At 45.6% G+C, this 11,765-nt stretch carries 12 protein-coding genes; 3 read left to right on the top strand and 9 right to left on the bottom strand.

What is annotated here, in order from left to right; all coding sequences use genetic code 11:
- Window position 1 precedes the first annotated feature (1 nt).
- Together B1A85_RS16465 and B1A85_RS16460 are read left to right on the top strand one after the other, a co-directional pair.
- Window positions 2-487: a hypothetical protein gene (locus B1A85_RS16465; protein ID WP_015328637.1), complete on the top strand. Its 486-nt coding sequence runs from the start codon at window positions 2-4 to the stop codon at window positions 485-487.
- A 20-nt stretch (window positions 488-507) separates the two neighbouring features.
- On the top strand, window positions 508-1,269 hold the full coding sequence (locus B1A85_RS16460; protein ID WP_015328636.1) for a hypothetical protein: 762 nt from the start codon (window positions 508-510) through the stop codon (window positions 1,267-1,269).
- A gap of 236 nt (window positions 1,270-1,505) precedes the next feature.
- Here the strand turns inward: B1A85_RS16460 and B1A85_RS23975 are convergent, their stop codons facing one another.
- Window positions 1,506-2,591, bottom strand: a complete 1,086-nt coding sequence (locus B1A85_RS23975) for a DUF5895 domain-containing protein (protein WP_015328635.1) — start codon at window positions 2,589-2,591, stop codon at window positions 1,506-1,508.
- Between the two features lie 171 nt (window positions 2,592-2,762).
- Between B1A85_RS23975 and B1A85_RS16435 the strand changes: the two genes are divergently transcribed.
- Window positions 2,763-4,733, top strand: coding sequence for a type IV secretory system conjugative DNA transfer family protein (locus B1A85_RS16435; protein WP_015328634.1), 1,971 nt, complete (start codon window positions 2,763-2,765; stop codon window positions 4,731-4,733).
- A gap of 17 nt (window positions 4,734-4,750) precedes the next feature.
- Here the strand turns inward: B1A85_RS16435 and B1A85_RS16430 are convergent, their stop codons facing one another.
- The 8 genes from B1A85_RS16430 to B1A85_RS16395 all read right to left on the bottom strand — a co-directional run bounded on the left by B1A85_RS16430 (window position 4,751) and on the right by B1A85_RS16395 (window position 11,713).
- Window positions 4,751-5,116 (bottom strand): hypothetical protein, encoded by a 366-nt coding sequence (locus B1A85_RS16430; protein WP_015328633.1) that lies wholly within the window; start codon window positions 5,114-5,116, stop codon window positions 4,751-4,753.
- A gap of 195 nt (window positions 5,117-5,311) precedes the next feature.
- Entirely contained in the window at window positions 5,312-6,058 is a 747-nt protein-coding gene (locus tag B1A85_RS16425; RefSeq protein WP_071882464.1) for a DUF86 domain-containing protein, read from the bottom strand.
- Window positions 6,059-6,065: 7 nt separating this feature from the next.
- A complete protein-coding gene (locus B1A85_RS24770) occupies window positions 6,066-6,797 on the bottom strand; it encodes a nucleotidyltransferase family protein (protein ID WP_015328631.1) in 732 nt (243 codons plus the stop codon).
- Between the two features lie 238 nt (window positions 6,798-7,035).
- Entirely contained in the window at window positions 7,036-7,665 is a 630-nt protein-coding gene (locus tag B1A85_RS16415) for a hypothetical protein (protein WP_015328630.1), read from the bottom strand.
- A 193-nt stretch (window positions 7,666-7,858) separates the two neighbouring features.
- The gene (locus tag B1A85_RS16410) at window positions 7,859-8,086 is read right to left on the bottom strand and encodes a hypothetical protein (protein ID WP_015328629.1); all 228 of its coding nucleotides are present in this window, start codon (window positions 8,084-8,086) and stop codon (window positions 7,859-7,861) included.
- Window positions 8,086-8,274 carry a hypothetical protein gene (locus B1A85_RS16405; protein ID WP_015328628.1) on the bottom strand — a complete coding sequence of 63 codons (189 nt, stop codon included), beginning with the start codon at window positions 8,272-8,274 and terminating at the stop codon, window positions 8,086-8,088. Before B1A85_RS16405 ends, B1A85_RS16410 begins: the two co-directional genes overlap by 1 nt.
- A gap of 170 nt (window positions 8,275-8,444) precedes the next feature.
- Window positions 8,445-8,882, bottom strand: coding sequence for a hypothetical protein (locus tag B1A85_RS16400; RefSeq protein ID WP_015328627.1), 438 nt, complete (start codon window positions 8,880-8,882; stop codon window positions 8,445-8,447).
- A 224-nt stretch (window positions 8,883-9,106) separates the two neighbouring features.
- Window positions 9,107-11,713, bottom strand: coding sequence for a DEAD/DEAH box helicase (locus B1A85_RS16395; RefSeq protein WP_015328626.1), 2,607 nt, complete (start codon window positions 11,711-11,713; stop codon window positions 9,107-9,109).
- Window positions 11,714-11,765 lie beyond the last annotated feature (52 nt).

Below are 11,765 nucleotides of genomic sequence, written 5' to 3'. Positions count from 1 at the left end.
AATGCATCAGATTTTCAGAATTATTCTGCTATTTGCGATGGGGCTAGCCACCGCGATCGCAACAGCCTTTTGTCATTCAGCTCAAGCCCGTCTACCTTCTTATCAAACTTGTATCGCACCCCTTGGGCTTGAGCGAGTTGAACAGATCGGTACTGCTAGACTGCAAGCACAAGCTTACTATCTCTTGGCTGCTTACGAGCAGGGGGATGAAGATGCAACCGACCTAGTGGTTGCAGCGACAGGCAAAACTTGCCAGCGCTTGTTTTACAACCCCACAGGCGATCGCACTCCTCTAGCTGGTTCGATGCCTTTAGCTGTGGCACAACAACTGACTCTACAAAGATACCGCAAAGAACTCAATGAAATGGGTAGATCGGCACTCCAACAACAAGCAATCTCCGCTTCAGAATCCGCCGAGCAGTGGTTTGCGGAAGAAACCTGGGCGCTGAAACGGCTAGGTATTGCTGTACCTGCAACCTTGGATTAATTACCTTTCTCCAAACGATTATGTCTCAGCAATCGCAGATATCGCTAAATTTACAACCATTTGATGCTGCAACACAGCCTGTTTCTGCTGAACTGGTGTTAGCTTCTAGCAAGGGCAAAACCAACGAAACCAGCAGCGAGCTACCCCTACCTCCTATTTGGTTGAAGCGGTTTGCTTGGTGGTTTCGGATCGGGCTAGGACTCTTTTTGTTGATTTCTTCTCTGTTAGGACTCACTGGATGCAGCGTAGGTGCCGGTGGTGTTCCTTGGCAACAAGCAGCCGCGTTAGTCCCTGAACCCGTGTTAGAGCAAGTCATTGCTCAAAACAGTACATTAAGTGGGAAAGCGGTTGGGCAGCTCGTTCAGTCAATGCAAGGCTGGAAAGTCAATGGCAGTGACGGTAAACTAGTTGTACTCAACTTCAACACGCCAGACTTGTGTGGCGCATTAGGATGCCTCTACAGCGGTGTGTGGTTAAGGAAAAATCAGCCAGCCACTCAGGTTTTTTCAGTTTACCTCGATCCCAATTTACCGAATGGACAAGCCTTATTTAAAGCTAGCGATCTACCTCAACAAAACCAAGTGTTGCCTTGCTTAGAAGTGGTTCAGCTTGACAAAACGCAGCAACAGCTCGTGCGCCAAACTCACCTGTGCTTTAACGGGCAGCAGTACCAAACTGTTGATGGCGTACTGTTGAAAAACGCCAATTCAACATCTACAAAATCTCCATCCCCAATTTCTTCTAAATCGCGTTATTCACGCAATTCAAGTACAGTTCGTTAATTTACATTAAGTAAGTCATTCATTTGTATGGGCACAATTCACGTTCTCCCACGATAAACTGGGGGCTTAGTTGACATTGTAATAATCATTCCACAAAAGCGCGTTACTCTCTTTTGAAGATGGTTAAAGCAGGAGTCAGTAGCAAAATAAATGTGGCGATCGCTCAGCAGCAAAACTCTCCTGAAGTTAACTGGCTGTGAAAGCCCTTCCACAACCAATTAACTAAACGGTGCTAGTTAGTCTTCGTCCTCCTCGAAGTCAAACTCATCGTCGTCTTCATCCCCTTCATCGTTGTCAAGCACCTCTTCGGCTTCTACATCGAGGAAGTCATCGTCAGATTCATCAAACTCGTCTGAGTCTGCTACTTCTGGCTCGCTGGAGCTAGAAGGCAGTACCGGAACAGGAGATGAAGTTTCAATGAAACCAATAATCTCCTCTCGCTGGCTTGTTAGCTGCTGATAGGCGTTGACACTACCAAAGTAGAAGATTTCCTCAAAGGTTTTCCAAGAAGGTTTGTTACGAATGACAGTGATGCAACAGGGATGAGTTTGGTCTGAGCCTCGGTCTTCAGCTACGAATTCGAGGTCGAGGATAGCACAGGCGTGCCACGCATCGCCCTTGCCAGAATAAGTAATTGGCTTGCTGGACGCATTTCGGATTTTCTTTTTGGTACAGTAGTCCACAAACGCCTTTTCCAGTTGTCGTCTGAACTTGCGGATGGCTTTGTTGAATTCCTTACGAGCAATTTTGCGCCAGCTAATTTTGATCGCAGCAACAGTGTGCAGGGGTTGGTTGTCATCATCCAGAAAGATAAAGGCATAATCCGAGCGGATTTCCATCGTTTCTGGATCGTAGTCATCTCGTTTTTCATCGTAAAAGCCGACGAACTCAGGTAACTCGTCTCCCTCTGATTTTGTTTGGATGTAATCCTTACGTTTGCCCAGAATTAACACGCGGGCTTGGGTGAGGAACAGTCCCGTGACTCGGTTCTTGCCGAATTTGCAGGTGGTCAAGTCATCTTCATCTGGGAGATTGGTCCAACCTGCTTCCTCCAACTGATCGAGCGGGATGAGAATGCCAGCTGGTTCATCATTAACTACAATGCCATAAGCCATATCGGGGGGATGAACTTCGTTGTGTTCTTCACCGAGTACTTCTGGGGAAAGCTGGTAGTTGGGATCGACTTTAGCCGCTTTGGGTTTAGGCTTTGATGCTTGCTTCGATTGGGCTTGGGATGCACCAGAAGATGCGGCTCTTGCTGATGGCTTTGCCGAATTATTGCGTACAGAGCGATTGGAGGTTGATTTGCTGGTTCGAGCCATATTTATGCTAGTAATTCTGCCTAATAAAAAGGCGTTAGCCGTTAATTTGATCGCTTAACTGAATGCACGCAGTATTGCTATGATTATCAAAATTTCAACAAAGCTTTACGTGCAGGAAGTGCATCATGATTAATACTGGGTATAATTAGCAACAAAAGTTTTTTTACTACCGTGAATCATCTGACTTATGAAGTCGCGCCATCTCCAACGCTGGCGTCAATTGACTTAGGCAAAATATTTCAAAAGTACAATACCCCTGAAGGCTTGGCTATGATTGGGGGACTGCTGTTTCTAGTGGCGCTCTTCCGCGTGGCAGGTAGCACTAAGGGCAAGATTTCCACTGGACGGCTGGCAGGTATTTCAGAAAAGCTTTCAGCGACTAATCTGGCACTCAAGCAAATAAACATTGTTCGGGATTTGCAAATTTACAATCGTTCTGCTAGAACGCAAACTGAAAATGCTGTCCAACCAACTAGTTCTAAGACTAAAAAATCTGAGCCTAGCTCACCAAAAAAGCCTGCCCATAACCGCATGACTCTGTGGTGTGGTATGCCTCGCTACTGGTGGAATGGTACAGGTAAAGGATTCGTTGCTCGACTACAAACTATGCTAGGGGTATCGCCTACGGTTTGGCTCCCCGATGCCCAGCGGAGTATGCTTGCGATTGGTGCGCCAGGTTCTGGTAAAACATTTGGCTGCATTGATCGAGCGATCGAAAGTGCGTTTGCTCAAGGGATACCCACAATAATCTACGACAAGAAAGGAGACCAAATGCGGTTGCACGCACCCTTGGCTGCCCGCTATGGCTATAAAGTATTTGTGTTTGCTCCTGGCGAACCGTTTAGCGATATCCTTAACCCGTTAGACTTCCTGCGAGATGAACGAGACTCCGTCATGGCAGGAGAATTAGCGCAGGTCATCAACCGCAATGCATCAAGTGGCGGTAAAACAGATGAATTCTTTTCTAAAGCTGGGGATTTGCTAGCTAAAGGCTTACTTCAGCTAGTGAAAAGCCCTGAAGCCAAGTTTCATGACATGGCGATGCTTTATGCGATTCTGCGCTTGCCTGGACTAGTCAAACGTTTAGACTATGCCGTGCAACAAAAACAAATTGACGAATGGATCGCAACCAGTTTCAACCAATTTTTATCAAGTAAGGATGCTGAGAAAACTGTTGCAGGCATTCAGACTACGGCGACAGGTACTTTTTCTTCATTCATCCAGGCTGACCTGCTGCACGCATTTATGGGCAGTTCTACAATTCCAAAACGGATTGAAGGCAAGCAGCTGATTATTTTCAAACTCGATGACGAACGCCGCACAGTGATTGGACCGTTGTTAGCAGCAGCTATTCACTTGTGCATTGTTTCCAACTTGTCTGTACCCCGACGCGACCCGCTCGCCATCTTCTTAGATGAGTTACCGTCAATTAAGTTGGATAAGCTGCCGCAGTGGATTAACGAGTACCGTTCTAATGGCGGTTGCTTCGTGTTAGGAATTCAGTCGCTCAACCAGCTCTACGAAACTTACGGAGAGAAGATGGGCGCTGCGATCGCATCGGCATGTTCTACTCACATCCTCTTCAACCCTGGCGATGCTAAAACCGCTGAAGAGTATTCCAAGCGGTACGGGGAAAAAGAAATTAAGCTGAAAAATCGCTCTACAAGTAGCTCGGCAAACTCGCAGTCGGTAAGCTGGAACGAGTCACTGCAAAAAATTCCTCTATTTACGGTAGACCAAATCTTGAAGTTCACTGAAGGTTGGTGCGTGATTACCAACCCTGGTTACCGAGTAGGTAAAGAGGGTTCGGTTCCTTACGCACTGAAAATTCCGGTTCCTAAGTCAGATGAAACACGAGCAGAAGAGTGCGAGCAGTTGTGGGATTCTCACGTGCGACCTGCGCTCTCAAGACGAGTGCCACCACCCGATCCGGAAAAACTCACACGAGAACTGCTTTTACGGGTAGAACACGCCAAGAAGTTGTTGCCTGATCCACCAGAAGAGGGCAGTCAAACCCCACCACCCTCAGCTGCACCACCACGGGGGACTACACCAAAACGATTTTCGGCTGAGCGCACTCCACGCTCTAATGTTAATGCTCTAGACTTCATCGCACCTGACACTGGACAAGAAGCAAGTTAGAAAATCATTCTAGTAGGTTAAAGCTGCTTGTAGAGCCTGCGAATTATCCGTGCTGTTTTGCCTGTAAATTGAACAACCCATTGCTTGTGACTATTGCTCACCTTGAATAACTCTGTGCTTTTAGCAGGACGAAGCAAGCCCGTTTCAGGGTTTGGGATACATAAAGTTGCACCTGCAACTGGATAGCGATACCAAAACTCCACTGATTCGACCACATCTCCTTTTACTAGTTCTGTCAACGCTTGTGGATAGAAAACAATTTGACAGTTAGTTACATTAAGAACTCGGTTTTGCACCATGAGGCTACGACCTTTGACAATCCACTTGACTAAAACAGACTGCTGAACTCGAACAGGTTGAGTGGTTTGAGTGGTTTGTCGCATTGCTTTAGTTAAAACAGTTTTGCTGGTGCATCTTTTAATTTACTATCTATTTAGCAGCAATGCGGCAACAGGTCGCAGTTTTTAGCAATCAAAGCGGTAATCCTACTAGACTCTGTAGGTGTTGTGCTGTCTGGTTGAATGCTTGGTGCAGTTTTGCTGGAGAATTTGACAAGTCTAATTGTTGTTGAGTCTTTTTTATTGCGATCGCTTATCCAAATCCTGTTTGATTTGCAACCACTTATTAACATCTTTAGGCGTGAGATTCTTAGCTAATTCTAATTTTTCAGTTGGCTCTGCCAGATTAACTTTTATCAATATTCCACGTTCGTCTATGGCAGAAATTAGCAAGGTTTTTGCTTGATTGTCGAGCGTCAGCTTGTAATCTTTTGTTTCTAATTCTTCTAGACTTGGACCGGTTTCTTGAGTCGGAACCAAAGCGTAGGGAGCACGCCCTGCTTCTAATAAACGGCGAGCAATAGGTACGATCGCTGCTGCTCGTTCCCGTTGGGGTGGGTATATGGATCTAGTGTTAAAATCTGTAGAGCTTGATTGTTGTTCTATAGATCGTTGAGGTTTGTATGATACTTGAGTGGACTCTGTGCTAGCCATCGATTCTGGCGTACTTTCTAGCTTTAAAATCCGCTTAACTGGTTCTTGCAAGAGCGGAACGTCATTTTGCACAATATCCCAGATTACTGCTTCTCTTACTTTAAAATAACCATGAGCTAAGAGATTTCGTAATCTGCCAATGTCTTGCCACTCAACTTCTGGATAGCGTTCGCATACTTCTTTGGGTATGTTTAAAACAGCCTCCCCAATTATTTCTAGATTGCGAGCCACCGCATCAAAAGTACGTTCGTCAGCTATGAAGTCATCAAAGCTCATACTGCAAGTGTAGCGCTGAATCTTATTAATGCTTTTGATAATATCTTCTAAATACAATCTGTAATCACGCAATGGGGATGATGTCCTTTTCTACATTAGAACGAATTTCTGGTCTGAGCGTATCCCAATCAACTAAATCAACTTTTCTCCCTAATAAGTCTTCTAGATAGCGATTGAGTTTTACATAGTTCCGAAAAGTTGGCGTTCCTTCAAACTCCACCAAGATGTCTACATCACTATCTGGTCGAGCTTCGTCCCGTGCTACAGAGCCGAATAGTGCTATAGCTTTTACTCCAAATTGAGCAATCTGCTCGGAGTTTCTAATAATTGAAATTATCACTTCTTCTGGGCTAGGAATACTGTGATTTTGAGGCTGGCTTTCCCTATCAAATTGAACTAAGTTAATAGGAATAGCATCCTCCATAACCTTTGGAATAATTTCTGGTCTGAGCATCTTTAAATCTGTTAAATTTACTTTTCTTTTGAGTAGTGTTTCTAAGTGTAGTTTCAAATCTATGTACATATCAAATGTCGGCTCAGTAAAAAATTCTACTAAAATATCTACGTCGGCGTCGCTATTAGGTCGAGCTTCGTTCCGTGCTACGGAGCCAAATATTGCTAGTGATTTGATGCTAAACTTGGGGTAATCGGGAGCTAAACTCACAAGCTTGATTATCGCTTCCTCCGCACTCAACGGTTTTAGCTCTGCTTGTGCTGAAGGTAGAGTGTTTGAGGCAGCAACTTCTAGAATGCTTGTTTGCTTTGGAGCTTTTTGAGGCTTTTCAACAGGGTTCATAACTGCGATTTTTAATTATTACTCGTTGTTCGTACTCCGTGAATCAACCTAAGTCGTGCCTGGGGCTAATAGCTAGAGCAAAACTGGAATTAAGAAGTTGAATCGGCGGTGGCGATCGCACCGCTCAGCTTTTCTAGTAACGCTCCCAGCACGACCCTGAAGCATACACTTGCAGTTGTGTTGGCGAAAGCGTTTAGCATTGGTCTGGGTCTTTAAGAGAGTGTGCCGTGCTGCCAAACTAGATTGTAACCTCTGGGATCGTTTCCAAGTCTAGCATTGGTGTTATAGACTGCTCAACTTGTGGTCGTACTGGGGTTTCTTCAAGGGACTGGTTAACGATCTGACTCAACCATAGCTGGGTTTGAGCGTGTTGCTCTTGGTTCCAACCTATCTTCACTCTACAAACTGGTTTGGAGGGATGTAGGGCTAAGATGATAAGTTGCACTAGCTGGGGGGACACAGAGTATTGCTCGCACGCTGCCCACAGCTTAATTCTGTCTTGCCAAATTAACTTTGGACGGCGAACTGCCCACTCGTAGAGCCTAGGAATGCCACGCCTGAACCCCAGATTAGTATGAACTTGAATAAATGCGTTCTCGGCAAGAGGTGCAACAATCTGGGTATCAATCAGTAGTTTCCTTTTGGGTTGAAACAATTCGGGAGCAAGTTTTTTCATCTGACGCATCCAGCGCCCCATGTGTGGGTGAACCCTTAACAAGGGTTCAACGGGTAGCCCTAGAAACATCTGTTTCATGACAAGCTGAAAATTAGCTTCGTCTTGTTTGGTTGCATTATCATCTTTTACAACGGGTAGAAGTCGGTTCTTAGCAATTATTTGGTTAAGTTGAGGGATGGTAATTAATGACATTAATGGGCTGATCTTAAACGGTCCATCCCAAGAGCGGTAGCTGCGGCTACAAACTAGAAAATTAAAAAGCTAGCTGGAAATTCAATTTCCAGCTAGTAAGTTAACAAGTAGCATCATTAAGTAGTAAATAACTTAGCAAGCAGATAGAGTGCTTGATACAATCATCTCTGCTGTTCTCATCTAGTTTTCGTTTTTAGCGCGATCTCCTATTTTCGATTTCCTGAATTTTCTGGCGAATGGCTTCTTCCCCGATCCTGATGCTCTCCTCATCTAAAGGTGCTGGATACCACTTGGTATCAGGGCTTCTCTCCTGTTCTATCTTTGCAAAAAAAGCATCCCATGCTTCTTCATCATCTCGATGATCTGTCACATAAGTTCTGAGGTCAGCGCGGCTCATTTCTTTAAAGTTTGGTTTTGTCATCAGATGAATCTCCAAAGTCCGCCTTGAGGAATTTCTACTTCAATTTCGTCAGTTTGTACTTCGGTGCCTGCTTGGATGTACACAATTTGTCTCCTTGTGTCATATCGAAATACATAAATAGCTCGGTAGCTGTTTGAGAGCATTTGACACACTCGCATGCAGGCGAAAGCTTGTTCTACTGTCGGCAAATTTGTCTTTCCTCCATGTTAGCTGAACCGCGCTTGTATCCCTACTTCTTAAGCTTTTACCTTAGGGCTGGAATGAGAACGCGGTGTTTGTGTCTAGGTACTTGCCTTTCTTTTAAACTTAAATGTAGGAGCTAACCATTTACTGTTAATTACAGTGCAAGGGACAATTTTTACGCAGTGGCAGCGAGTGCCTCAATTAGTTGGGCTTTCTTCATTTGCATAAATCCTCTAACCTTGCCTCTAGCTAAACTTCTCAATTCTTGAACGGTCATAGCCGCATAATCAAGTCGGGGCGGCTTTACGAGTGAGATCGCCCGAACTTTTGCTAGTTCGATAACGTCTTTGTCACGCGCATCAGCAATCTCATCTACTAAGGTAATTTGCGATAAAAGCCAGTCCAATGTGGCAATTTGCGGCTGTGGATCAACGCCTGCTTTAGTAAAGTTAGCATCACAACAAATACTTTGGCAGCAGTCTGTTTTTAAGCGTGGCTGCATGGGTAGCGTTGTATGATAGGGTCTTACGATGTAATCTACAACCATAGCTAGAAACGAAAACATAGCGATAAATTCGATAACAAATGTCAGAAAGTCTTGGATTGCAGACATCTTGAAACCTCCTAATGCCGATGATTTAATAATTCGCATCGATGCCCTTTGTGATGGTCTTGACCTCTGTCGTAACGCTTAACAAAGGGTTGTGATTCGATGATTCAGGTAGAGTAGCGAACGAAAATGATGTAGAGATCAGCAGTTCAACAAGTATCTGTAGTAACAGCTTCCTTTCACTCCTAATAAGTAAGTAAGCAGCAGTAGCGGAACTTCCACCAATGCTAGTTAGGGCTAGGAGGGGCGATCGCCTCCAGCAAAACTAACCCCAACTGCTTGAGCAATGCAGTGTTACCATCCGGACAACCATGTTGGATCAGGCACTTGGCACATCCAGTTGAGCAATCGCAGCTGCGGGCGATCGCAGCTGCCGCACGAGCAAGTTCAGGCAATTGCTTGAACACAGCTTCTGAAGCACCATTACCACCGTCCGCCTCATCGTAGAAATAGCCCACATAGATGGAAGTTTCTCCCAGTTCTTTGGAAGTGGCAAAATTCACTTCTTTGGGGTCAGCCCGTACAACCAGTTGCAATGCCTGCATGATTTGATGCCCGAAACTGTGCAACGCAATCAAATTACTGGGATGCTCCCAAAGTTGTTGATAGCCTGGTGGAATGGGTAGCCCAGTACGGCTCAAGCTAAGGCGAGTGGCTTTAGCAACTTGTTCGATCGCAGCCTGGGCTTGTTGATTCAAAATCACTTTCACCATTGGTGTAGAGAACTGCACTCGGTAAGGCTGCTCAAAGTTTTCTTCTGCCAACGTCTCAGTAATAATGGCTTTACGAGTTGCCTTGCCGCAAGATGGGCATTGACGTTTCCCTGGCAGCGGCTCTTTGTAGCTCAGGCATCGCTTGTTTAAGCAAGTTTGCTCGTAGATTTGATTCATCAAGCTATAGCCACTGGTGATGTAGCTGACTTGTCCAAAGCTGAGTTCCAGCTTCATCGCAGGGGTAAATTCTTTCTTTTGTTCGCGATCGCATTCGTGTAGTTCTTGGGGCAAGAGCAAGGGAACTTGCACTGGATCGGTTAGGAGTTTGATGCTGCTAGTTTCAAATTCGGTGTTAGCAACTGTATATAAGGAGTTATCTGCCGCCTGCTTCAAGATTGCCCGCCGACCTTGCAAATCCAAAGATATGCAATTGTATGCGAGCATTTTTCCATCAATATCTTGTCGTTTGTAGATTGCTCTAGGGTGAACCTCTCGATAGGCAATGTCAAGAGAGACTTCCTCCAGTTCTTCCCCTGATTCGGCATCTACCAACTTTATCGTGCTTTGAGTAGCTCCGCCGCGAAAATTAATGTCAATATGAGGGTTGCCTTTCGTCCATAGCCCATTCCTACCTTTGTTGAGATGTCCCTGTGACAGGAGCAGTTTCGCGACTTCAACCGCAGCACTGCCAAAGTAGTGCTTAATCTTGTCTGTGGGAATGCCTGTTTCTGCTGCCGCACACATGAGGTGCTTGGCGGCAAAGATGGGATACTCGTCATTGAAAGACACTTCTTCTGCTTCCCCAGATACCAGCATTTCAGGGTGTTCTGCCACATAAAGGTCGATAGGGTTGAGGGCATTGAGAATTAGCACCGTCAATCCAGGCGCTTGTCGTCCAGCTCTGCCCGCTCGTTGCTGATAAGATTTTTTTGACCCAGGCCAACCCCGAAGTACGCAGCACTCTAATTCAGGTAGGTCGATTCCAGCTTCGAGGGCATCTGTGGCAACAATCCATTGGATAGTTCCAGCTTGAAGTTGCTCTACCACCTCAGCTCTACGTTCTGGCGTGATGCCGCTATAGAATGCAGACACCTTAGCAGATTTCAGCAAACCCGTTAGCTCTCGCACGCTTCTGCGCGAATTACAAAACGCGATCCCCGACTTACCCTGTGACAGCAAGAATTGAATAATCCGAGCGGTGTCAGCAGTAAGATTGTGACTGGGGTGAGTTACTACAATTCGCTTGGGAGGGACTGCTGCTCCGCTCTTGCGAATCCAAATAATGGGTTTGAGGTCGCGTTTAGTTGGCTTCAGGGCAGAAAGCTTTTGGGCAAGCTGACGGGGGTTGCCGCAAGTTGCACTCAAGAAAATGAATTGCAGCTGCTTCGAGTCTCCGCCGTAGCGATCTACTGCTAGTTTGATGCGACGAATGAGCCACGCCATATTCGCCCCATAGCTGCCTGAAAGAGTATGAGCTTCATCAAATGCAATATACCTCAGCTTGCTGTAAAAACCTGCCCATCCTTCTGATTTCCAAGCTTGCCGTAGTTGGAAATGAATTAGCTCTGGCGTAACTGCCAAGATATGAGGGTTGCTAGCTAAAATCTCCGCTCGCTTGTCTTGCTCTTTGACATCGCCCGTAATCATTCCCAGCCTGGGTCTGACTTTCTGAGGGATTTTAGCTAGAAGGCTAGAAACCTTATTGTACTGGTCTGCTGCTAATGCTTTAAACCCATAAAACACCAATGCTCGATGTCCTTGCATGCAACCCTCAATCATGCCAGGATAAATACTCAAGGTTTTACCGCTGGCGGTTGGGGAAGTCAAAATTAAGCTTTTCCCAGCTCGAATTGCTTGCAGGGCTTTGAGTTGATGCGAGTAAAGCCGATTGATTCCCTGCTCGTGGAGGGCGTTTGTCAGTTCAGGAGGCAAGTCGCCTGGAATGTCTCGCAGAGTGGGTTCTTGAGCTTTTGTGGTGGTCTGCCAAAGTAGATCGTCGCCTAGAAATTCAGCAATATCTGCTGGTTCTGTTGTTTGGGATAAGCTTGAATTTTCTGGAATGGGTTGGGTGGCAGGAGTCCAAAAGCTCTGAAGCAGAGCGCCATAGTTAGGTGTTGACATGGGGATTTTTTAGCATTTTCTTTAACTACTAAAAAAATCCCCATAAGGGGGA

Origin of the sequence: Chroococcidiopsis sp. TS-821 (assembly GCF_002939305.1) — a bacterium.
Taxonomy (GTDB): domain Bacteria; phylum Cyanobacteriota; class Cyanobacteriia; order Cyanobacteriales; family Chroococcidiopsidaceae; genus Chroogloeocystis.
The sequence above is the reverse complement of the archived record's forward strand: the minus strand, read 5'-3'. Positions and strand labels throughout refer to the sequence as shown.

What these genes read in the sequence shown, in the direction of transcription:
- B1A85_RS16465 (WP_015328637.1), top strand. Translation starts at nt 2, where the DNA reads ATGCATCAGATTTTCAGAATTATTCTGCTATTTGCGATGGGGCTAGCC.
- B1A85_RS16460 (WP_015328636.1), top strand. Translation starts at nt 508, where the DNA reads ATGTCTCAGCAATCGCAGATATCGCTAAATTTACAACCATTTGATGCT.
- B1A85_RS23975 (WP_015328635.1), bottom strand. Translation starts at nt 2,591, where the DNA reads ATGGCTCGAACCAGCAAATCAACCTCCAATCGCTCTGTACGCAATAAT.
- B1A85_RS16430 (WP_015328633.1), bottom strand. Translation starts at nt 5,116, where the DNA reads ATGCGACAAACCACTCAAACCACTCAACCTGTTCGAGTTCAGCAGTCT.
- B1A85_RS24770 (WP_015328631.1), bottom strand. Translation starts at nt 6,797, where the DNA reads ATGAACCCTGTTGAAAAGCCTCAAAAAGCTCCAAAGCAAACAAGCATT.
- B1A85_RS16415 (WP_015328630.1), bottom strand. Translation starts at nt 7,665, where the DNA reads ATGTCATTAATTACCATCCCTCAACTTAACCAAATAATTGCTAAGAAC.
- B1A85_RS16410 (WP_015328629.1), bottom strand. Translation starts at nt 8,086, where the DNA reads ATGACAAAACCAAACTTTAAAGAAATGAGCCGCGCTGACCTCAGAACT.
- B1A85_RS16400 (WP_015328627.1), bottom strand. Translation starts at nt 8,882, where the DNA reads ATGTCTGCAATCCAAGACTTTCTGACATTTGTTATCGAATTTATCGCT.
- B1A85_RS16395 (WP_015328626.1), bottom strand. Translation starts at nt 11,713, where the DNA reads ATGTCAACACCTAACTATGGCGCTCTGCTTCAGAGCTTTTGGACTCCT.